The following is a 21,366-nucleotide window of genomic DNA, read 5'->3' as shown; positions in this document are numbered from 1 at the left end:
GGGCGGGAAGATTGTCGTCAGCGGCACGCCGCAGAAAGTGGCCAAGAGTAAAAAGAGCCGGACGGCACCCTTTTTGGCCAGAACCCTGGGCTAAATCAAAAGATCGTCCGAACGCGGCCCGATCTTTTGATTTTGATTCGGCCTTGCGATGGAACCCTGTCCCTGAAATACAAAACGCCCGATGCGGTGCATCGGGCGTTGGGGTGAAACAGGTGTAAACCTGTTTCAGGACTAGACAAGGGTTATTTGCTCGGATGAGCAGCCTGGAGTTTTTTCGCCATATCCAGATGCTTCTTCAGCGCTGGCAGCATTTTTTGCGCGAAACCTTTCAAGTCCGTGGCGCCTTTGGTTCTGTCGTCCGTCACCGTGTTGGCTTCTTTCTTGAACAGTTCGATAGTGTCTTCGTGAGCCTTCACCTGATTGTTGGCGTAGGCCGCATCGAAGGATTCATCGCGCAAGTCGAGGATTTTCTCTTTTGCCTGTTTGACCAGCGTCGTGCTGTCCGGTACCTCGATGTCATTCTTTTTCGCCAGCGCCGCCAGTTCATCGTTGGCCTTGGAATGGTCGGTAATCATCATGTTGGCGAATGCCTTGATGTCCGCCGATGAGCTTTTTTCCAGGGCCAGTCGGCTCGTTTCGACTTCCGCGATACCGCCCGCGGCCGCGCTGTCGACGAAGTCATTGGAAGTGGCGGCGAAAGCCGTGCCCATGCTGGTGCTCAAGGCAACGGCCAACGTGAGGTGGCGCAGGGTAAGTCCGTCCATTGGTTTTTCTCCACACAGGTTTTCATGGGCGATCGATTGATCGTTAACGTGTGGAGGCCGACGAGCGGGCAAAGGTTTTATTGCGTTTGCGGCAGGGCGACGAACGGGCACCGCTGGTCTGATAGGCGGTCGACAGAACGGGCTAACCGAGGCCATTCTGATAGTTGGTGAACGCAATTGATCGCGTTTGCCTCCGATCAACAAACGGAGGTGTTCCATGCCGGTGCCACACGACCTTTATCAGGATCTCAAGCTTTCAAAGGAAGATATCCAGCAAAAACGCACCAAGGATCCGTTACTGGATTCACTGATCAACAAGTATTCGCAGGCGGATGCCGAGGTCGTAAAGGCTGAGTCCGCAAAATCGGATGCGCCCAGTGATGACGCATTGAAGAAGCTCAAGGCGAAGCGCGTGGAGGTTAAGCAAAAGATCGTTGATCGACTCCAGACGCCGTCCTGACGCGCCCTGTCTGGTCACCGACGACCGGTGACTGAAAAATTGGAACGGCGATAAATACCGGCACCTCGAATGTTCAGAGTCCGAATTTACGGCTCCATGCGAGGTGCCCCATGACCGAACGCACCACCATCAATCCAGCGCGGTACTCAACGGCAATCGCGCCATGTGTCTGGCCTTCAACGACCCGAAATACAACCAATCCCCATACTCGCGAACGGTAGTGATTGGCGAGTAGTTGTCGCGGCTACCGTCCTGCAAGTTTGCGATGACTTTACCGTCCAGATCCAGGCCCAGCGCGAAGGCGCGTTTCTCCACCGGTTTAGGCAGGACAGTCATGGCTCGCACGATCATTTTGCGCACGAAGGGATGCGGTGCGGTGGCATCGAGCAATGCGTTGCGCGGTGCATAAAGCGCCACCCAGAAGCGGTCGCGGCCATTGAACGCGAGGTTGTCCGGCAACCCTGGCAAGTTGTCGATGAATAGATCTCGGGTGCCGGCTTTGGGCCCGCTCAGCCAGTAACGACTGATACGATAGGCGCCCGTTTCGTTGACCAATACAAAGGCATCGTCCGGTCCCAGCGTCACGCCGTTGGCGAATTCCAGCTTATCCAGCAGGACCGCGGTTTTGCCGGTCTGGAAGTCATAACGCAGCAAGCGGCCATCGCCGCCATGCTCGATGATCGCTTCGCCGTCACTGCCGTAGCCAAAGCGGCTGGAGGCATCACTGAAATAGGCGTAGTGCCCGGATTTGTCGATCGCCACGTCGTCGGTGAAACCGAAGGGCACGCCGTTGGCCGCCGTGGTCAATGCAATCAATCGGCCCTGGGCATCCAGTGACAGCAAGCCCTTGACCCCGTCGGCAATCACCAGCAGACCATTGGGATGACGGGCCAGGCCCAAGGGTCTGCCGCCCGTATCGGCCAGGACCTTGGTGACCTTGCCGTCGAGGCTGGTACGGATCAGTCGGCCGTCATGCAAACCCGTGATGAGAACGTTTTCCTCCAGCAGCAACGCTTCCGGCCCGTCGATATCTGCGGCGCCGACGCGCTCCACGCCTTTTAGGCGCTGATTGTCGGCGTAGATGCCGCTGGTGAGAGAGGGTGCCGGTGTCGGTGTCCAGGCCACCGGCTGAACCTTGGTCGGCATCAGCAGCAGAAAAGCGCCGATGGCAACGATTATCAGCAACAACAGATGGCGAAACTTGACGGTTCGACTCATGCGCCGACTCCTGCCGGGGCCAATTGTTTTTGCGCCATCTCGCGCAACGCCAGCATCGACGCCGCCGACTCACGATCGATGCGCCGCTTGAGCAGCAGTCGATTGGCAATGCGCATCGCCAGGCCGCTGAACTGATACTCCAGGGTGCGCACAAAGCGTGTGCCATCGCCCCGGGCCTCGCACTCGTAAGTCACCACTAAAGACAACCCGTGATCGTCATGGGCCCAGGCACTCCAGCGGCGTCCTGGCAGGTATTCGTTAACCTCCCAATGCAGGTGTCCCTCACGCCCGCCCGCCTTGATGTCTTCCTCGAACCGCCCCCCGGCATGCAGCGGACCGCTCTGGCCATCGACCTTGAGGGACGAGGGATGCCACTCCGGCCAACGGGCCACGGTGCTGGCATAGGCGAGCACGTCAATCGGGTCTCCAGCAATGTCGATCTGATGCTGCATGCGGGTCATGGTCGTTCTCGTCGGGTGCAGATCCGTCGGCTCCGGTTCCCAATAGAGGGTGCCGAACAGGTAGTCCATCAGCGGAAAAACGATATTGAAATTGCGTTCCTGCATCAGCTCACGACGGTGATGCAGTTCATGCAGGCGGCGCATCTGGCGGATCCATGGCAAGCGTGTGACGGGGTTCTCCGCTGGCAGGTGCTCGCAGGCATGGAACACTTCATAGGTCAGGTAGCCGAGGACCAGGCAGCCGCCGAACAACCCGGCGACGTTGGTATCGAACTGCTCAAGCAGCCACCAGACGGGTAGGGTGATGACGACCGTGTGCAACACGATCAGCCAGGCTGGAAACAGAATCACCCGCCAGTCCCGGACACTGTCGTAGGTCATGTGGCCGGGGGCGAAAAAGCTGTGATGGTCGCCGGCATGGCGTGCGTAGAACATTCGCGCGAAGTTTTTTTTGTGATGCCCCAGGTGTCGATGGACCATGTACACGCCGAAGTTGAAGAACAACAACGTCAACGGCATCGCCAGCCATTCCAGTGGCTGCACCTGGTGTACGGTGCTCCAGAATCCGCCGATGGCCAGCAACCCGAACAGCAACACAAAAGCGCCGTGCAGCCATGGGTTGTAGAGCGGATGAATGTCGGCGCGGTAGCGGGCGCGGAATGCTTCGGTGGTCTGCCTCACTGCGTTCACCTGTTGTTTTTGTTATCTCCAGCAGATTAGACGATCCCGGCGTTTTGGCTGGCCTAACCTTGAGGACGCAACCGCCATGCTTCGGTGCAAACCGGATTCAGGTCAGCGGGTTCCAGCGTTGCGACCAGTCATCGTCGGATTTGATCACTTCGCGCAGCAGGTCGAAGGCTCGTTGCAAGGTCGCCGAGTCGCGGTCGCGGGAGTAAACCAGATAAGTCGGATAGCTGAACTCCGGGGCTTTAGGCACTTGCTCCAGCACACCACTTTCCAGATAGCTCTGGACCACCCGGGTGCGGAAGTAGCCGCTGCCGCCGTTTTCCAGAATGTACTGCAAGCCCAGTGGGCCGAGGTTGAAGCTCAATGCGGCTTTGGCTTTTTCCGGCAGGGCCGCATCGTGCTGGCGGCGGAAGTCCGGGCCCCAGTCGATGTACACGTAGGGATCGGGTCTTGCCGCCAGGCGGATAAGGACCAGTTTTTCTTCCAGCACCTGTTCGACTTGCAGGCGTGGCCAATACTCGGGCTGGTAAACCAGCGCCGCATCCAGAACCCCCAGTTCCAGTTGGCGCAGCAGGTTTTCACCGTCACGGATTTCCATGCGCAGGGCGTGGCTGGGGATCTTCTCGCGCAGCGCACCGGCCCAGCTGAGCATCAGCGGGTTGCACAGACTGACCTCGCCACCGATGTGCAACACGTCGCGGTAACCCTCGGGCAACGGCAAGTCCCGTCGCGCCGCTTCCCAGGTTTCGACCAGTTGATTGGCGTAGACCACGAAGGCTTCACCGTTAGGCGTCAGGCGTGCACCGGCGCGGTTGCGCACGAACAACGTACTGCCTAGCTGGCTTTCGAGTTTCTGTACCCGCGCCGTGATCGCGGTCTGGGTAACGTGGAGTTTTTCGGCGGCTGCGGCAAGGCTGCCGTGGCGGACGATTTCCAGAAAGGTGCGGGCGAGATCGATGTCCATGGGGCGGCCGGTGTCGGAGGTGCAGGCATTGTAAGAGCAGGGGCTGGCAACGGATACCTCGCAGGCCGGTCTTCGAGTTTGAAATGGCGTCATTGGTTTATAAGAAACAGGGTGTTTCTGGAAGGGATTTTGTCAAGTTGAGCATAGGGGGATTCGTTGATGCGGCGATGAAGTTTCGCTGAGTGCGATACTTGATGATGTGTGTTAGGTAGTCCATTGCTGCTTGCTCTGTAGGGGGTTTTTCCGGAGTTACGGTTGACGATTTTTTGAAATGTTTTGCATGATCTTCTTGGTTGTTCGATGTAACAAAATGGTTTTAGCTTGAGTTGTCTTTTGAATGGCTTCGGCGATTGTCAATAACTTTTACCGTGTCGAAGTCATGATTATTTAAAGGACTTATTTCAACTGAAAAGGAATTTCAGCCAGTGTCGAATAAATATGCTTATACGAAACAGGATGTAGAAAAAGTTTTCCATGAAATGGAAGAAGAGTTGTTCGCGTCCAGAACGCCAGGTGCGGACGATGAATCTGTGCCAAAGATGCTGGTGGTCGTTGGCGTGGAGGGCGCGGGTAAAACGCATTTGCTCAATGAGTTGCTCAAAACTTCCCGTTATTCAAATTACGTCCCGCTGTACGAGCCTGAATATCGCACCCGTCATCCGCACTACGACGAGATCGAGAAGCATGGCGTGGTATATGCCTACAAGCAGACTGAAGCGTTTGTCAGGGATCTGGGGGCGATGATCTTTGATAAGTCCCTTGAAGACAAGTACAGCATTATCATGGAGGCTGGCCTTGAAACCCGTGAGTTTGCTGGTTTTCAAACGGGTGAGCATGCTTGTCTCTATGAGTATGAGGTTCATGTCATCGCGAGCAAAAAAGATTTTGCGCACGTGTCGACCATCGTGCGGGCACTGGACAGCGTGAAGGGGAACAAGCTGGAACGCTTCGTTTCGCTACGGGACATAGATGCGGGCATGGCGAATGCCAAGGCGGTGCTGACTGCCTTCGAAGAAGCCTGTTCCAAGGTACAAGGTTCGGAAATTACGTTGTATGACCGTAACTTTGGTACCGATAAAAGAAGCAGGCAGATTTGCCGCAGTCAGTGCGTAAAAGTCGGGGAGTTGACGCCGCAGCCGATACACAACGGGAGTGTTTCGGTGCCGGTGGCCATAAATCAGGTACGTATTGAATACACGTCCGGTGCTGTCCTGTTCGGGGTATACAAGGCGTTTTCCGATATTGCCGATGGAGCGATCTTTCACCGTTATGGTCGTGAAAAGATGGTGCTTGAATGTCACGCTGCTCTGGCGGGTACTCTTCAGCTGGATCGGATGGATGCGGAGTTGGCAGTGAACAACCTCTATTCTTACATTCTTAAATACGCCATTCGTTAATACACAGGAAAGCCATCGTATAAAAATAAACGGTTCGTTTTGAGCGCCGTACTCGTTGATGATTAAACTGTCGAACGTGATTGCCGGAACTGCAAATGAGTTCCGGCTTTTTTATGGGTTTTTTCTAAAAGGCGAAACACGAACAACCAAACGCCCCCCAAAAACCTTGAAAGTCACTGACCGGCGCGGCCGACAGTCTCGCTCTCTCGTGACTGTGCGCATGCACCGCGCAAGCCCCGACGCATTGATGAACCTGCGCCGTCAGCGGCGCCAGGGGTTTCCAATGGCCCGGTACTTTGGCAACGGGCGACCACTCAGGCACCACCGGGACGGGAGGCGGCCCGAGTTTTTCAAACTCGACGCTGCCGTAGACGATCTTGCCGTCAACGATGGTCAGTACCGATTCGATCCATTTGACTGCTTCATCCTCGATGTGGAAGTAATCCGCCGACAGCGCAATCAGGTCCGCCAGTTGCCCGACCTTGATCTTGCCTTTTTTGCCTTGCTCGGAGGAAAACCAGGCGCTGCCGTTGGTAAAGAGTTCCAGCGCGGTATCGCGGCTCAAGCCTTGCGGGTACAGCGCCAGACCACCGACGGTGCGACCGCTGATCAGCCAGTACAGCGAAGTCCAGGGGTTGTAGCTGGAGACGCGCGTGGCATCGGTGCCGGCGCCGACCGGAATGCCTTCGGCGAGCATACGAGCGATGGGCGGCGTGGCTTCGGCAGCCTTGGCGCCATAACGGTCGACGAAGTATTCGCCCTGGAATGCCATGCGGTCCTGGATCGCGATGCCGCCACCGAGGGCCTTGACCCGTTCGATGTTCTGCGGGGTGATGGTTTCGGCGTGGTCGAAGAACCACGGCAATCCGTCGAACGGAATGTCGCGATTGACCTTCTCGAACACGTCGAGCATGCGGCTGATGGATTCGTTGTACGTGGCGTGCAAACGGAACGGCCAGCGCTGTTCTACCAGATGGCGGACCACCGGTTCCAGTTCTTGCTCCATGGTTTGCGGCAGGTCCGGGCGGGGTTCGAGAAAGTCCTCGAAGTCGGCCGCCGAGAACACCAGCATTTCCCCGGCACCGTTGTGCCGTAGAAAGTCATCGCCCTGACCGTAGTGGGAGGTGCTGGTCCAGTTCTTGAAGTCGGTCAGCTCTTCCTTGGGTTTCTGTGTGAACAGGTTGTAAGCAATGCGCACCGTGAGTTGTTGGTCTTTGGCCAGTTGCTGGATGACTTGATAGTCGTCTGGATAATTCTGATATCCGCCGCCAGCATCGATGGCGCTGGTGACACCCAGGCGATTGAGTTCGCGCATGAATTGGCGGGTGGAGTTGACCTGGTATTCCAGTGGCAGTTTCGGCCCTTTGGCCAGGGTCGAGTAAAGAATCATCGCGTTGGGGCGGGCGATCAGCATGCCCGTCGGGTCGCCATTGGCATCGCGCTGGATTTCGCCACCTGGCGGATTCGGCGTGTCACGGGTATAGCCGACCACCTTCAACGCGGCGCGGTTGAGCAGTGCGCGATCATAGAGGTGCAGGACGAACACCGGGGTATCCGGCGCGGCCTTGTTCAGTTCATCAATCGTCGGCAGGCGTTTTTCGGCGAACTGGAATTCGTTCCAGCCACCGACTACCCGCACCCATTGCGGCGTGGGCGTGCGGTCCGCCTGATCCTTGAGCATACGCAGCGCGTCAACCAGGGAGGGGACGCCTTCCCAGCGCAGTTCGAGGTTGTAGTTGAGGCCACCACGGATCAGGTGCAGGTGCGAGTCGTTGAGGCCAGGAATCACCGTGCGGCCGTGCAGGTCGATAATTTGGCTGCCGGGGCCTTGCAGGGCCATGGCCTGGGCATCGCTGCCGACCACCACGAAGCGTCCGTCCTTGATCGCGACGGCGCTGGCTTGGGGTTTTTTGCGATCGACGGTATGCAGGCGTCCGTTGTACAGAATGAGGTCGGCGGGGGCGTCGGGCATGGTTTTACTCCCTGCGATTAGCGGGCTGATCCAGGCACCGACGGCACCTGCCGAAAGGCCTTGCAGTACACGTCGGCGGTTAATTCCGTCGTGGTCGTCAGGTGGGCTCATGGGCAGTGCTCCGCGTAAAGGCTCTTCATAAAAAAGCGAAGGCAAACAGCCGATGTCTGACGCATGCGGCCAGAAGGAATATAGACGGCAAATCCACAGGTAGCCGTTTTCCAATGGTGAAAAACGACGAATCCCGCCTCGAGGGACGGGATTCGTTTGCGGCAAGGCGTGCTCCCGAAGGTCGGGAGCGGCGCGCTTAGCTCGGGAACAGCTCGGACAGTTTCATGGCCAGCATCATGTCGCCTTCAGCGCGCAGTTTGCCGCCCATGAACGCTTGCATACCGTCAGTCGAACCGTCGACGATGCCTTCCAGGGTTTCGCCGTCCATGACCAGAGTCACCTGGGCGTCCGGGTTTTCGCCTTCCTGGAGCTCGCAAGTGCTGTCCTTGACGATCAGCGAGAAGTTCTTGGTGTCGTCGATGCGGAAACCGAATACCAGGTCCAGGCCGGCAGCAGCGGCTGGGTTGAACTTGGCTTTCATTGCTTGTACGGCATCAGCTACGGAGGTCATGGTTCGATCCTTTCTTGGGTAATTAGAGCTGGGTGAATACAGCCAGGGTCACAATAGTCCGGACTCAGCGAAACGTGATGAGTTCCGGGGTCTTCAACAGTTGCAGGTGCGCATGACTGTTGAAAGAAGACAGAGCCACCTCGCGACCGCGAAACTTCAGCAGGTTGAGCGAGGTGTTGACGATTTGCCAGTTCAGTTCAAACGCCTGCCTGGCAGGCATTTGTGTAATGAGATGGAGCAGGGCCGTGATAGTGCCGCCGGAGGTGAACACGGCGATTTTCTGGGTGTTGTCGGCGCTTTCGAGGATTCGCTGCAGACCGGCCTGCACCCGTTCGACAAACCCCAGCCAGCTTTCCAGGCCCGGTGTGTCATAGGTGCCGGCGAGCCAGCGTTCGATGATCAGGGCGAAGATGCGCTGGAACTCACCGCGGTTTTGCGCGGCATTGCGCAGGATGTGCAGCGCTTCGGGTTCGTCCGGTAACATGGCCGGCAGCAGCGCGCGGATCACCGCATCGGCGTCGAACTCATTGAAAGCGGAATCGATCTCCAGGACGGGAACCGGCAGGCCTGCCGCAGCGAACTGTTCCAGTGCGCTGTTGGCCGTGTGCTGCTGGCGGCGCAGATCGCCCGAGAGGCAGCGATCGAAGCTGATACCCAGCTCGGCGAGGTGCTGGCCGAGGACTTCTGCCTGGCGAATACCGGTCGGCGACAGAACGTCATAGTCGTCTGCACCAAAGGAGGCCTGGCCATGTCGAATCAAATAGATACTGCCCACGTCCGCGTCATCCCGGTACGTTGAAGGTTCGGCGAGGTTATGAGGATGACGGTGAGCTGTCAATGAAAAAACATACGCTTGTTTGAAATGCCCGTTACAGGGCTGTTGCCAGAGGTTTCACGGCTGGCCGACGGGGCGGCGCTGGAGGTATCTCGCGCGCATTTTTGCAGCGCATCGTATTAAAGGAGTCCCTGTGGAGTTTTTTGCCAACTGACTTGATCCCAACATGATTGCCTATGCGGCTCTGACGCGCGGGTCGTACCTCGGAACTGCCTTTGGCCTGGCTAACATCGTGGCTGCACCATTGGGCTTTGATCAGGCGGCGATGGTGCGAACTTCGATTCTTCCTGAGGTAGCAAAAGAGGGACCCAAAGGAGAAAGCATGGCTGTACGGCCTGAGTGACCTCGACAAGTCCGGTGAAATTCTTACAGGTGCCCTGAAGCAGGTCCCAGCGGCTGGCTTGGTTAGCAGTGCTGCGCAGGTCGGATACAACCTTGCAGGAACCATTAACAGTCCCGACATGGCCCTGCAGTACCGTACAGACATCTTCAACGGATTCCGGGGGGTAATCCCCAACGATCCTATGAGCCAGCGAGCGACCGTTGAGATGTTTGAGCGGTGGGGCATCGACACCACGAAGTAAATCGCTGTGGCTTCAAAGGGGACCTTAACGGGTTCCCTTATTTTTCAAAATGACCACCTCTGAGAGGCCCCATCTGTACGGCCTGCAAATACCCCCACTAAAAGCAGAGGGGGCTAGAGGTTACTCTTTCAGGAACCCTCGTATAGATAACGCTGAGGCTGCTCTGTCTGATGATTATCGCCAATCCTTATACCTATCACGAACAGCCAATCTGGCCATCCAGGCAAAGGCAAGCAACCAGACGTAATAGCCATAGGTATACCCTATAACGGTGAGCCTGCCGTCTTCGTCGTACCAAGTAGCGTGCTGCAATTGCACCGACAGTCCTGCCATTAATGCGAGTAAGGCATAGATTAGGCTGCGCTTGGCGGTCCGGGTGCGGTAGGCGGCGATGAGCAAGGGGTTTGCTAACCAAGCGGCGTAACCGTAGACGATTGACAGAAACCCCATGATGAATGCACACGATCCCGGCAAAGTGTCTTGGGTGAGTGTTCCATGCAGCCAGTTATCATCTTCTTGCCACACCGCTGGCAGCACGAGGCTAAGTAGGTACAGGGCCAAACCGAAATCACGTAGTTCGAGACGTCGCTTGCGCCATTTCATTGCTGTGGTGCTCCGTCACCGCGTGAAACTCTTTGCTTGTTGGTCATATTTGCTTAAGGGCGGAAAGGGTCAAGTTCCCCCTTGCATGGTTTCAAACGAGTAATAACGTCAGCGGAAGTTTTCGCGGTGTCGATCCTGCCTGTTTCATCAAGGTTAATTTCTGTTGTTGTTCCCCATTTCGGCGTGATGGCGATGCACCTCCGAAGCCCCTTGTTTGACCACCAATCGAACATCATGAAGAAATCCTTATCGGGGAAGATGTGACCAATATCTGCTGTCCCTTGGCCGGGGAGAATGCCTCCTTTGTCAATACGGTGCTGGGTGTTCCAGATATAGCGCAGCTCATCCTTTCCATCCTTGGGGTAATTGACGACTACTCTCGGCAACGTCACATACCAAAATACAAGTAATGCAAGCAGGAGTAGGGTTACTACTCGTCGTTTACTCAGCTTTCTTACAAATGTGGACACGAGTGCCATCTCCCCAATCCTCTGGTTTAATTGCAAGAACTTTTTCCATGATCATCTGAGCGGTAATTCCCCCGTTAGGATGTTCGGCGAATAGTTTGATCCCGATACTGATTGATATACGGTCCTGGTCGTCGTCGTAAGCCCTCAACCCATCGACACCTTCGGCCGCATGGGGCCACTGCCGTTTACCCCAATCAAATATCTTCCTGACGGATTCGGACGCGATCTGCTCAAGACCCGCACCGTCGGATAGGGCGCTTTCCGAAAGGCCTCCAGCTCGTCCCACGTAGCCGTAGTGAATGTTCGACCAAATGTCATAGAAATAATCGTAGTCACCCTGTTTGTGGTACACGACGCCGTCGTACTTCTTTGCCAGCTCCACTTTGTGGTCCCACTTACGGCCTTGGCCAACTCGCTCAGTCCAAAGCCCCATAGCTGCCGCCACATTTGCAGCACTAATAGCTTGAGGGCTGGTCGTTCCGATTTGGGCGTACCAAGGCAGCTCCATTTGCTTGCGCGTTTCTTCCGCAACGTCATAGCTGAGCAGTTCTTTCATCTTCAAGACGGAGGGGTGATGGATGTTGGTATTTATCTCGCCAGCAATGTAACTCGCCAGCTCCTCCATCATGTCAGGGTCTTTACAGACGGCAGGTTGAGCTTTTGGCTCAGGCTTCGCATCCGGCTGCTTAGAGGCTGCCTTGGGATCTACCAAAGCGTTCGCCGCTGTGGCTTTCTCTACGAGCTTAGGGTCAGCCAACAAGGTCGCCATCTTCTCGTCGTCTCGTCTATAGAGCCATCTGGCCGGAATGCTCCGAGGGCCATAAAGTTGATGATGGTTGCACCGCCAGCGTCACCCATGACAAAGCCACCACCGACATCGCCTGACCCCGAGATGATTGTCCCACCGTGACTGGTAGGGCTCCCTAAGTGGGCCATTGGACGGCCATTCACTTGAATAGAAGGAAAGCCGGTGGTGACGACTGCGCCACACCCACAGGTATCGCCAACTCGGGCAGAGCCCATAAAGTTGATGTTGGTGTCAGCAGATGCAGAGGCGATAGGGGTAGTGCCGTGGCTTGGCAATGGGCAGACGTGTTTGTCACCCAATCGAGCAGAAGAAATCATTTTGCATCGTCCTTGCGTCTTTCATCCATGGTCATGAACCAGTCATATGCTGGCTCGCGGGAGGCTACCGGAAACGGAAGGGCGGGTCTGTAGGAGAAACCCCAAAGTTGGATTTGAGTATTAGAGGCCCTCAGAGATGGTGGTTATCGTCCACCTAACCCTACAGCTCAAGGAGGGCTATGCGATGACTACACGGTGGAAGACCTGTGTTGCTGTACTCCGCACTCTGGCTACCCATCGTGTCACCTATCGATTTCTTGGTTTGCTCCTTGTCACTCTGGGAGCTGCTCAAGGTGGTCCTTTGGCCGAAGCCCTTGGGGATGTCGTCTGCGTTCTACTTGGAGGCTGCGCCGAGTGACTTCGTGGCGATTCTGGCAGGGGCCTCGCGGATTCACTGCCTTACCTCAATGACCTCAGTGAAGCCAGTCTTGTAGATGAGAATACGATCGAAAGGGGTCTCCCCAACGCTCTCGTCTGCGGGCCAATAAATTAACTGATCTTGTGCAGGGTCCCAAAACTCAACAACGAGCAATAACCAAGTGGCTTCACATGGAGCATATTGTTGAGCCTTTGCGGCTTTCCGCGCGACTACATCCTTCACTCGTGTCACTGATAAGAGCGGCGTGCGGAAGGTCTGCGACAGCTCCCATCTACATTTGGGATATTCATTTCCATCGTGAGAGAGATAGCCTATCTCCGGTGTGGCGTCGAGGGGCCAACAGCTTAGATACCCATCTGATAGCGTTGAAATTTCCAAAGCATACGAAGCCAGGTCTTTCGCGATTTGTTTAATACGTTTTGGTTTAATCAGATTCAATTCGCAGAATCCTACATAAAGCGCGATCTTGCGCCCGCCACGCGATAGGTAGATTTCTTCAGCTGAGTCGATCACCTTGAGTCGATTAACGCTCTGAAGTTGTTCGCTATCCTTAACATCACCATCCTTTATGTAGAGGTGGGCAATCTCTATCCCAAGCGTACTCTGGTTGTTCTCGCCAAGAATTACCACATCAGGCTTGTCGCCGTGCTCAACGGTTCCAAGTGGCAGCTCATAGTGTTTACTGAACAAGTCGAAGTATTTCTTCTCGATCTTCTGTTTTTCGGTGAGCTGCATAGGACTCGCCTCATCGCTGGTAGATGCGCCCAGTGTAGATCGAGTGACAGTCGCAGTGGGGGCCTTCAACTCGTGATGGATGCCTTTGAGAATCTGACAGAAAAATCTGAATGACCACCTCAGTGCTTCTATGGTCCCAAAGTCCCCCGTGGGGCCCTCGCGCCTGAGCCTTATCGTGCGCCTGCGTGGGGTCCTTAGCGCGAGCTCGCAGGCCTCTGGAAGTCAGGCATTTTGGGGCCTCGGCGGTGTCACAAAGTGTTAGAACTCTGTAACAACAGCGTTAGACATACGTCGAAAGATGTCCGTAGAATGGGCCTCTCATGCCTCATTGGAAGCCTTATGGAGTTTTTTGCCGAGTACGCAGTTTTTCTGGCTAAGACCGTGACACTGGTGATCGCCATTCTGGTGGTCCTGGCCAGTTTCGCGGCATTGCGCAGCAAAGGTCGGCGCAAGTCGGTCGGCCAGTTGCAAGTCAGCAAACTCAATGATTTCTACAAAGGACTGCGCGAACGCCTGGAGCAAACCTTGCTCGACAAGGACCAGCTCAAGGCCTTGCGCAAGGTCGAGGCTAAATCCGAGAAAAAGCAAAAGAAAAAACCTGAGGCAGCCAAACCTCGGGTGTTCGTGCTGGATTTCGACGGCGACATCAAGGCGTCGGCCACTGAAAGCCTGCGCCATGAAATCACCGCGCTGCTGACCCTCGCCACGCCCAAGGATGAAGTGGTGCTGCGCCTTGAAAGCGGCGGCGGCATGGTTCACAGCTACGGCCTGGCGTCCTCGCAACTGGCGCGTATCCGTGATGCCGGTGTGCCGTTAACCGTGTGCATCGACAAGGTCGCGGCCAGCGGCGGCTACATGATGGCGTGCATCGGCGAGAAGATCATCAGCGCGCCGTTCGCGATCCTCGGCTCGATCGGCGTTGTGGCCCAGTTGCCTAACGTCAACCGCCTGCTGAAAAAGCACGACATCGACTTCGAAGTGCTGACCGCCGGCGAATACAAACGCACCCTGACAGTGTTTGGCGAAAACACCGAGAAGGGCCGCGAGAAGTTCCAGGAAGACCTGGACATCACTCACCAGCTGTTCAAGAACTTCGTTTCGCGCTATCGCCCGCAACTGGCCATCGACGAAGTGGCCACTGGTGAAATCTGGCTCGGTGTTGCCGCGCTGGACAAGCAACTGGTGGACGAACTCAAGACCAGCGATGAATACCTCGCCGAACGTGCGAAGAAGTCCGAGCTGTACCACTTGCACTACGCCGAACGTAAAAGCTTGCAGGAGCGCATTGGCATGGCGGCCAGCGGCTCGGTCGATCGTGTGCTATTGAGCTGGTGGAGCCGGTTGACCCAGCAACGCTTCTGGTAATACTCAAAAAGCATCATCGTTAAAAAAATGAAACCGTGGATATCTCCCCCGGTTTCATTTTTTTTTGCGGGTTTTAAGTCCATACGTTTTCCTTCCGGTGTTTGCGAATTTTCCTGAGGTCATTGTCGATCGCTCCCGCTTCCGGTTGATCCGTGGTCAGTTAGGGTGGTGTTCCTGAAACGCTTGCAATGGAATGCACCATGACCGACTACCCTCACAAAGACGACAATGCACCGACCTTTCCCGGCATGCGCGAAGAGCTGAAGTCCGCTGTGGATGCCGCGCTGCCGCAGACTCCCGGCCAGTTTGGCGGACACCTGATCAAGCAGAAGTGGGGTCAAGACATTGACCCGACGACAGCGCAGCTGGTGACACTCGATTACGACTACGTCGGGCGTTCTGCGCAGAACGGCGTCCATCAGGGGCGGGTGGCGAGTTCCATGTCCCTGGCGCAGGTGCTGATTTCCAACTATCAAACCGTGGGCGACGGGCGTTTCGGCGAAACAGCGTTTGGCTTGTACACGCCACCCGATGTCGGGCCGTCCATCGTTGTTACGGAACACGTCGATGAGTTGGCCGAGCCCGGTAATGACTATCACCATTCCTACGAAGGCATTTATCGCCGAACCGTTCCGCAGCGCTACGGACCGCTGACCCAGATCGCCGTGAGGCCCGCCGATTTCAAGAAATGGGTCTGGGAACTGAATCTCCAGGACCGATATCAGGCTTACCTCGATCAAGCCTGGCCATCGGATGAAGTGATTGTCGCCCCCAGACCCCATGCGCTGAAAACCTCGGCCAAAGCGGCCTTCGTCATGGCCGCTTTGCTGCAGCAGCATGAGAACAGTCTGACCCCAAAGGGGAGCGAGCTGGCCATGCAGGCGGCAGGGCTGCCGTCGGATCAGGCATGGGCAACGCTGACGGTCGAACAACTGCAGACGCCCACCAGGGTGCCCGCGATGCTCAAGACGGGACGCCTGAAGCTTTATCGCTACACCGCGGAAGATATCTGGGGCTACCGTGACCCCGACGGCAGGATTCTGTTGTACATCCCCGGCAACTCGTCGCCCTTGCACCTGTTTGACGATTCCGGGCAATTGCATCAATGGGTTGTGAAGCAGGGCAGGCATGACGATACAAAACAGGCCTTGGCCGCCCACTTCGCCGAGGACGATCGCAAGGACGGCACTTTCCATGCCGGTGTGTTGACGGCGCTGGATGGCATGGCGGTCTACCCGAAGGTACACAGGCTGAGGAAAGAGGCGGGGTTCTTCAACGATGACGGCCTTTGGGAACCGGCCGGATACATCGGTTTCGATGACTCGCCATCAGGCATCGATCCGTTTGCCCAGCTGGTTCTGACCATGAAGGAGGCCTCCCGGGCCAGTGTCAAAACCATTCGTGACGATGCGCAGGTCAACCGGGACAACTTGAGTGCCGTCGTCGAACCGGTCGTGCAGTGGATCAACCGTTTCGGTCCGTTGGCGTTGTTCGTGCCCGGTGGTGAAGGATTGCTGGTGCTGGCCGGTATCATCGACGCCGGGTATGGCCTTGATCAGGCCGTCAACGGCGCAACATCGAGTGATCGAGCGTCGGGCGTGACCCGCACGGTGTTTGGCTTGCTCAATGCGCTGCCGCTGGCAGGCGCAGGCGTGGCGCTCAAGAGTGAAGCTACCGAGGCCGGTGCCATTGCCGAGAGAGTGCACGAACCTGGCGTAGCGCCGAGGGAGGAGGTTGCCAGACCGACGCCGGATCTGGCCGTTGCCCCGACTCCCGGACTATCGAACCTGATACTGCCGACCCGCGTGGAACTTCTGCGCGGAATCGGCCCGTCGGTGGCGTCTTTCAGCGATGAAATGCTGGCGCAGATCGGCAAGGTCAGTACAGTCGATGACGACATGCTGCGACTGATGCAGGCCGGGCGCCCGCCGACGCCTTTGCTGGCCGATACGATCAGCCGTTTCAGGATTGATCAGGAGCTCGGGCAAACTACCGTGGCACAGGGCGAGCGAGTCGAACTGTTCAACAGCCGTTACGAAGCGCTTCAGCACTCGGAACATGAATGGGGCCGGTTGTTTCAGCGCCAATACCCCGGCCTGCCCAAAAGCGCCATTGAGCAGATGCTCGACCGCTATGGAATAGACATCCAGAGTCCGCCCGAGGCGGCTCAGGTCCGGCAATCATTCGGCCGTCTCGACAGCAAGGCCCGCCAGTATCAACAACATGTGCGGTTCAATCGTGCCTATGAAGGCTTGTACCTTCGGTCGGTGGTTAGCCCGGAGTCGGACACACTGGCCCTGCATTCCCTCAAAAATCTCCCCGGATGGCCAAAAAGCCTTCGAATTGAGGTGCACGACAGTTCCCTCGCTGGCCGTGTTCTGGATCGTAGCGGTGCGTTTGACGCCGCCAGTGTTCGACGGTTGATCAAGGTGGGAAACCGTTACCAGAGTCGCGATGTGCCAACGGGCTTTTATGAAGTGGTCCTGGAAATCTTGTCCGGGGACGAACGTGAGGGGCTGCAACTTTCATCGCTCGATCCGGCCCGCGAGTTGCGGCTGAAAGTCGGCGAGCGGGCAATGCCTCGATCCGAACTCGTGCTCGGTCTGGGCAGGATGGATTCCGGTCTGCCCTTTGAGGCGCAAGGGCTGCGCGGTGGCGGCTACCCCGGTACGCCGCAGGCCGAAGGGTTGACGCACGAGATGATGAGGTTGCAGCTCAAGGAGCTTTATCCGGATTTCTCGAACGCTGAAGCAGATGAACTGTTACAGCGTGCTGGTGGCAATGCTCAGGTACACATCGATCAGCTGAAGCAACAGTTTCAGCAGCTCAACATTGACTTGAGTGGCTGGATCGATCAGGTGGCGGAAGACATTGAGGACATGGACATTCCCTTCCTGAACGAAGCTGACAACGAGGCACAGGGGCTGACTGATGAGCAGATTGAAGAACATAACGCGGACATGGTTCGGAACACCATGCACTACGAGCGTGAAACCAGGACCGAGCTGGCTGACGAGCTGATCGCCCTCTGGCAAAAGCGGGCATCGCAAGATCAGCGCGTCTATTCAGGCGGACAGCTTGTGGGGTTCAAGCTCGACCTGGCGGGCGAGGACTATCATCGATTGCCGGTCATGAACATCCGGTTCAACGAGGTCGTCGAGTTGTCGATGCCGCACTTCCATGTAACCGAGCGTGAAACCTTGAGTGGGTTCCTCGAGTGTTTTCCGAATCTGCAGACCTTGAATCTTGAGAGTGCCGAGCTGACTCAATTCGACGCCGAGGGTAGGGCGCAGACCTTTCTGCCGACGGCCATGTTCAGCCTGACTCATCTCACGTCGCTGAATCTCAGGGCCACGGGCCTGGTGTTCACCCAAGAGACGGCGTCGCAGTTGACCGGGTTGGTCAGGCTTCACACGCTGGACCTGAGTGAAAACCCATTGAGCGTACCTCCCGTGCTGCTCGGGATGAATGACTTGCGTCAGCTGAACCTGAGCGACACCCAGATTACCCGGTGCCCGATCGGCATCAGAGATGAGCCCTACATGATCTCACTGGATTTGCGTGATAACCGCATTACCCGGGTTCCGCCCGCGGTGATGAATCAGGCCGTCTCGGTGGAGCGTGTGCAGCTGTGGGGTAATCCACTGACGGACGAGGACACGCTGCGCCGACTGATCAGTCATCGTGAGCAAACGGGAATCAATTTATGGCTGAGCGCGCCAAGTGCTGACTATGGACAGCCGATTGTGTGGCTACGAGACTGCGACGAGCCGCTGCAACAGTCCCGACAGGCCCTTTGGCAGCGGCTGGCAGGTAAGCCCTCCGGTACGCGGTTTTTAGGCGTAATAGACAGGCTGAGCCTGATCGCCGACTTTCAGGTCAGTTATCTGTCGATTCAGGCGCGAGTCTGGCGACTCTTGGAGGCGGCAGATCTTTCAGACGCAGTATGGAGTCGATTGAGCGCGGGGCGTGGACGGTTTGAAAACCCATTGGTGGCTTTCAGGGCGCTGGAACAGCGCGCAGGCCTTTAAACGGATTTATCCGTGGGTTCGGTACAAGGAGGGAGCCTTGAACCCCGCGAAGGGGTTCAAGGTTTGACGATCAGCGGCGACGGAACAGCGGCAACGGTTCGTCGGTGGCGGCCTGATAGGTCACCGAGAAGTCCTTGAGACCTTCAAGGGCTTCGTACGGGTCTTTATCGGCGCGGATCGCAAAGGCGTCGAAACCGCAGCGGTGCAGGTAGAACAGCTGGTCGCGCAGCACATCGCCAATTGCCCGCAATTCGCCTTTGAAACCATAACGGTCACGCAGCAGGCGGGCGTTGGAGTAGTTGCGGCCGTCGGTGAAGGCCGGGAAGTTCAAGGCGATGACCTGGAAATTTTCCACGTCGTCACCGATTTCTTCCGCTTCTTCATCGGCATCCAGCCATACGCCCAGGCCGCCATCGCGGGCCTTGAGCATGCGGCTGTGTTCGCGCCACAGCTGCAACGGGACGATGTAGTCGTCGCAGTTGCTGATCTCGTCGATGTTGAAGTCCTTGGGCAGCAAGTGCCAGGTTTCGTCGACGACTTCGTTGTTCTTAATTATTCGCTGCATAGACACGCTCCTTGAAGAGGTCGATGCCAATACGCTGATAGGTGTCGATGAAACGCTCGTCTTCGGTACGTTGTTCGATGTACACGTCGATCAGCTTTTCAATCACATCAGGCATGGCTTCCTGGGCGAAGGACGGGCCGAGGATTTTGCCCAGGCTCGCGTCGCGACTGGCGCTGCCACCCAGGGACACCTGGTAGAACTCTTCGCCTTTCTTGTCCACCCCGAGGATGCCGATGTGGCCGACGTGGTGGTGACCACAGGCGTTCATGCAGCCGGAGATGTTCAGGTCCAGTTCGCCGATATCGAACAGGTAATCCAGGTCTTCGAAGCGACGCTGGATCGACTCGGCGATCGGGATCGACTTGGCGTTGGCCAAGGAGCAGAAGTCACCGCCCGGGCAGCAGATGATGTCGGTCAGCAAGCCGATGTTCGGCGTGGCGAAACCCTGCTCACGCAACTCGCCCCACATCGCGAACAACTGACTTTGTTCAACGTCGGCCAGAATGATGTTCTGCTCGTGAGACGTGCGCAGCTGGCCGAAGCTGTAACGATCGGCCAGGTCGGCAACGGCATCGAGTTGCTTGTCGGTGATGTCGCCCGGTGCAACACCGGTCGGCTTCAGGGACAGGGTCACGGCCACATAACCCGGCTTTTTGTGGGCCAGGGTATTGCGGGTGCGCCAGCGCGCGAAGCCCGGGTGTTCTTTATCGAGTTCGGCCAATGCCAAGGTCTGGTTGTCCAGAGCCTTGTACTCGGGGTCGACGAAGTGTTTGGCCACACGATGCACTTCGGCTTCGGTCAGCGTGGTCTGGCCACCGCGAAGGTGCTCCATTTCCGCATCGACTTTTTGCGCGAAGACTTCAGGTGTCAGGGCCTTGACCAGAATCTTGATCCGCGCCTTGTACTTGTTGTCACGACGGCCGTAGCGGTTGTAGACCCGCAGGATGGCGTCGAGGTAGCTCAACAGGTCTTGCCACGGCAGGAATTCATTGATGAACGCGCCGACCACCGGGGTACGGCCGAGACCGCCACCCACCAGCACACGGAAGCCCAGCTCGCCAGCGGCGTTGTGCACCGGCTCAAGGCCGATGTCATGGACTTCGATGGCCGCACGGTCGGAAGTCGAACCGTTGATGGCGATCTTGAACTTGCGCGGCAAGTAAGCGAATTCAGGGTGGAACGTGGTCCATTGGCGGACGATCTCGCACCACGGGCGCGGATCGATCAGCTCGTCGGCAGCGACACCGGCGAACTGGTCGGTGGTGACGTTGCGCAAGCAGTTGCCGCTGGTCTGGATCGCGTGCATCTGCACGGTCGCCAGTTCGGCAAGGATGTCCGGGATGTCTTCCAGCGCCGGCCAGTTGAACTGTACGTTCTGCCGGGTGCTGATGTGGGCATAGCCCTTGTCGAAATCGCGGGCAATCCTGGCCATCATTCGCGTCTGGCGCGAAGTCAGTTGGCCGTAAGGCACCGCCACCCGCAACATCGGCGCGAAGCGCTGGATATAAAGGCCATTTTGCAGGCGCAGGGGGCGGAATTCTTCTTCGCTCAGCTCGCCTGCCAGATAGCGTCGGGTCTGATCACGGAACTGCTTGACGCGGTCCTCGATGATCCGCTGATCGTACTCGTCGTATACGTACATATAAGTCCTGTTCTCAGGCTTGGGCCGGTCGGATCCAGTTGCGTTTTTCGCTTGCTGAAGTTTCCGATACTGCCTCGGCAATTCTGCGCGCACGGCCGCGCACTCCCAACGGAGCCGGGGCAAGATACCAGTTTGCAGTTATGCGCAAAAGTGATGTTTGAGTATATGTAAAGAACCAAAACGACTAATGAAGGCCAACGAGCTAAAACCCACATTTGTGGTGCGGGCAATCATCGTCTTAACTGTGCTCGAGTCTTTATGCAATCACCGATAAAACCGACAAGAGGCGATGCAATGAGCAACCCTACCAAAACGTCAAAACCCGATAGCACGGTCGATGCTTGGGCCATTCTGTTCCTGATCATCCTGGTCGTGGGCACTGCGGTATTTTGGGTCAGTCATCAATAACCGACCTCGTCCGGGTCCCATACCGACGATTGTCGGACAATAACCGGAATAAACGCCGTTTTCCGGGACTTCGCTGGCT

17 protein-coding genes and 1 pseudogene are annotated in these 21,366 nt (G+C 56.9%); 5 read left to right on the top strand and 13 right to left on the bottom strand.

What is annotated here, in order from left to right; genetic code table 11:
• Positions 1–242: 242 nt before the first annotated feature.
• The gene (locus tag KGB23_RS25850) at positions 243–764 is read right to left on the bottom strand and encodes a DUF4142 domain-containing protein (protein WP_150655635.1); all 522 of its coding nucleotides are present in this window, start codon (positions 762–764) and stop codon (positions 243–245) included.
• A gap of 217 nt (positions 765–981) precedes the next feature.
• Between KGB23_RS25850 and KGB23_RS25845 the strand changes: the two genes are divergently transcribed.
• Positions 982–1,224, top strand: a complete 243-nt coding sequence (locus KGB23_RS25845) for a DUF465 domain-containing protein (RefSeq protein ID WP_046048501.1) — start codon at positions 982–984, stop codon at positions 1,222–1,224.
• A gap of 129 nt (positions 1,225–1,353) precedes the next feature.
• On the opposite strand, the gene KGB23_RS25840 is transcribed toward KGB23_RS25845, so the two are convergent.
• The 3 genes from KGB23_RS25840 to KGB23_RS25830 all read right to left on the bottom strand — a co-directional run bounded on the left by KGB23_RS25840 (position 1,354) and on the right by KGB23_RS25830 (position 4,554).
• A complete protein-coding gene (locus KGB23_RS25840; RefSeq protein WP_223433084.1) occupies positions 1,354–2,442 on the bottom strand; it encodes an SMP-30/gluconolactonase/LRE family protein in 1,089 nt (362 codons plus the stop codon).
• Positions 2,439–3,584, bottom strand: a complete 1,146-nt coding sequence (locus tag KGB23_RS25835) for an SRPBCC family protein (RefSeq protein WP_223433083.1) — start codon at positions 3,582–3,584, stop codon at positions 2,439–2,441. The genes KGB23_RS25840 and KGB23_RS25835 overlap by 4 nt, the downstream gene beginning before the upstream one ends.
• A 106-nt stretch (positions 3,585–3,690) precedes the next feature.
• Positions 3,691–4,554 carry a LysR family transcriptional regulator gene (locus KGB23_RS25830; RefSeq protein ID WP_033061633.1) on the bottom strand — a complete coding sequence of 288 codons (864 nt, stop codon included), beginning with the start codon at positions 4,552–4,554 and terminating at the stop codon, positions 3,691–3,693.
• Between the two features lie 425 nt (positions 4,555–4,979).
• On the opposite strand from KGB23_RS25830, the gene KGB23_RS25825 reads away from it, so the two are divergent.
• A complete protein-coding gene (locus tag KGB23_RS25825) occupies positions 4,980–5,951 on the top strand; it encodes a zeta toxin family protein (RefSeq protein WP_223433082.1) in 972 nt (323 codons plus the stop codon).
• A gap of 124 nt (positions 5,952–6,075) precedes the next feature.
• Here the strand turns inward: KGB23_RS25825 and KGB23_RS25820 are convergent, their stop codons facing one another.
• The 6 genes and pseudogenes from KGB23_RS25820 to KGB23_RS25795 all read right to left on the bottom strand — a co-directional run bounded on the left by KGB23_RS25820 (position 6,076) and on the right by KGB23_RS25795 (position 12,162).
• The gene (locus tag KGB23_RS25820) at positions 6,076–7,923 is read right to left on the bottom strand and encodes an amidohydrolase (RefSeq protein WP_223433088.1); all 1,848 of its coding nucleotides are present in this window, start codon (positions 7,921–7,923) and stop codon (positions 6,076–6,078) included.
• 307 nt (positions 7,924–8,230) lie between these two features.
• Positions 8,231–8,545: an SCP2 sterol-binding domain-containing protein gene (locus tag KGB23_RS25815; RefSeq protein WP_008015934.1), complete on the bottom strand. Its 315-nt coding sequence runs from the start codon at positions 8,543–8,545 to the stop codon at positions 8,231–8,233.
• A gap of 64 nt (positions 8,546–8,609) precedes the next feature.
• Positions 8,610–9,320, bottom strand: coding sequence for a histidine phosphatase family protein (locus KGB23_RS25810; protein ID WP_150655639.1), 711 nt, complete (start codon positions 9,318–9,320; stop codon positions 8,610–8,612).
• Positions 9,321–10,138: 818 nt separating this feature from the next.
• A complete protein-coding gene (locus KGB23_RS25805) occupies positions 10,139–10,567 on the bottom strand; it encodes a hypothetical protein (protein ID WP_223433081.1) in 429 nt (142 codons plus the stop codon).
• A 53-nt stretch (positions 10,568–10,620) separates the two neighbouring features.
• The gene (locus KGB23_RS25800; protein ID WP_223433080.1) at positions 10,621–11,046 is read right to left on the bottom strand and encodes a hypothetical protein; all 426 of its coding nucleotides are present in this window, start codon (positions 11,044–11,046) and stop codon (positions 10,621–10,623) included.
• Positions 11,009–12,162: pseudogene (locus KGB23_RS25795) on the bottom strand (polymorphic toxin type 44 domain-containing protein). The gene KGB23_RS25800 and the pseudogene KGB23_RS25795 overlap by 38 nt, the downstream one beginning before the upstream one ends.
• A 136-nt stretch (positions 12,163–12,298) precedes the next feature.
• Between KGB23_RS25795 and KGB23_RS30515 the strand changes: the two are divergent.
• Positions 12,299–12,520, top strand: coding sequence for a gp19.5 family protein (locus KGB23_RS30515; RefSeq protein ID WP_411741510.1), 222 nt, complete (start codon positions 12,299–12,301; stop codon positions 12,518–12,520).
• Between the two features lie 33 nt (positions 12,521–12,553).
• Here KGB23_RS30515 and KGB23_RS25785 read toward each other — a convergent pair whose 3' ends face one another.
• A complete protein-coding gene (locus tag KGB23_RS25785) occupies positions 12,554–13,276 on the bottom strand; it encodes a hypothetical protein (RefSeq protein ID WP_223433079.1) in 723 nt (240 codons plus the stop codon).
• A gap of 339 nt (positions 13,277–13,615) precedes the next feature.
• Here KGB23_RS25785 and sohB point away from each other — a divergent pair, with 339 nt between their 5' ends.
• Together sohB and KGB23_RS25775 are read left to right on the top strand one after the other, a co-directional pair.
• Positions 13,616–14,641, top strand: a complete 1,026-nt coding sequence (sohB, locus tag KGB23_RS25780; RefSeq protein ID WP_150655640.1) for a protease SohB — start codon at positions 13,616–13,618, stop codon at positions 14,639–14,641.
• Between the two features lie 200 nt (positions 14,642–14,841).
• A complete protein-coding gene (locus KGB23_RS25775; RefSeq protein ID WP_223433078.1) occupies positions 14,842–18,672 on the top strand; it encodes a leucine-rich repeat domain-containing protein in 3,831 nt (1,276 codons plus the stop codon).
• Between the two features lie 70 nt (positions 18,673–18,742).
• On the opposite strand, the gene KGB23_RS25770 is transcribed toward KGB23_RS25775, so the two are convergent.
• Together KGB23_RS25770 and KGB23_RS25765 are read right to left on the bottom strand one after the other, a co-directional pair.
• Positions 18,743–19,237, bottom strand: coding sequence for a DUF934 domain-containing protein (locus KGB23_RS25770; protein WP_111449837.1), 495 nt, complete (start codon positions 19,235–19,237; stop codon positions 18,743–18,745).
• Positions 19,221–20,879: a nitrite/sulfite reductase gene (locus tag KGB23_RS25765; RefSeq protein WP_223433077.1), complete on the bottom strand. Its 1,659-nt coding sequence runs from the start codon at positions 20,877–20,879 to the stop codon at positions 19,221–19,223. Before KGB23_RS25765 ends, KGB23_RS25770 begins: the two co-directional genes overlap by 17 nt.
• Positions 20,880–21,366: the final 487 nt, after the last annotated feature.

The sequence above is a fragment of the Pseudomonas sp. GL-B-26 genome, from assembly GCF_019947405.1.
Lineage (GTDB): Bacteria > Pseudomonadota > Gammaproteobacteria > Pseudomonadales > Pseudomonadaceae > Aquipseudomonas.
Note: the sequence above shows the minus strand (reverse complement) of the source record. Positions and strands in the feature narration are given on the sequence as shown.

Bases quoted from the DNA above. Each gene is read 5' to 3' on its own strand.
- KGB23_RS25845 (WP_046048501.1), top strand. From the start codon at position 982: ATGCCGGTGCCACACGACCTTTATCAGGATCTCAAGCTTTCAAAGGAA.
- sohB (WP_150655640.1), top strand. From the start codon at position 13,616: ATGGAGTTTTTTGCCGAGTACGCAGTTTTTCTGGCTAAGACCGTGACA.
- KGB23_RS25830 (WP_033061633.1), bottom strand. From the start codon at position 4,554: ATGGACATCGATCTCGCCCGCACCTTTCTGGAAATCGTCCGCCACGGC.
- KGB23_RS25850 (WP_150655635.1), bottom strand. From the start codon at position 764: ATGGACGGACTTACCCTGCGCCACCTCACGTTGGCCGTTGCCTTGAGC.
- KGB23_RS25815 (WP_008015934.1), bottom strand. From the start codon at position 8,545: ATGACCTCCGTAGCTGATGCCGTACAAGCAATGAAAGCCAAGTTCAAC.
- KGB23_RS25770 (WP_111449837.1), bottom strand. From the start codon at position 19,237: ATGCAGCGAATAATTAAGAACAACGAAGTCGTCGACGAAACCTGGCAC.
- KGB23_RS25800 (WP_223433080.1), bottom strand. From the start codon at position 11,046: ATGGCACTCGTGTCCACATTTGTAAGAAAGCTGAGTAAACGACGAGTA.
- KGB23_RS25805 (WP_223433081.1), bottom strand. From the start codon at position 10,567: ATGAAATGGCGCAAGCGACGTCTCGAACTACGTGATTTCGGTTTGGCC.
- KGB23_RS30515 (WP_411741510.1), top strand. From the start codon at position 12,299: ATGGTGGTTATCGTCCACCTAACCCTACAGCTCAAGGAGGGCTATGCG.
- KGB23_RS25820 (WP_223433088.1), bottom strand. From the start codon at position 7,923: ATGCCCGACGCCCCCGCCGACCTCATTCTGTACAACGGACGCCTGCAT.
- KGB23_RS25765 (WP_223433077.1), bottom strand. From the start codon at position 20,879: ATGTACGTATACGACGAGTACGATCAGCGGATCATCGAGGACCGCGTC.
- KGB23_RS25785 (WP_223433079.1), bottom strand. From the start codon at position 13,276: ATGCAGCTCACCGAAAAACAGAAGATCGAGAAGAAATACTTCGACTTG.
- KGB23_RS25775 (WP_223433078.1), top strand. From the start codon at position 14,842: ATGACCGACTACCCTCACAAAGACGACAATGCACCGACCTTTCCCGGC.
- KGB23_RS25840 (WP_223433084.1), bottom strand. From the start codon at position 2,442: ATGAGTCGAACCGTCAAGTTTCGCCATCTGTTGTTGCTGATAATCGTT.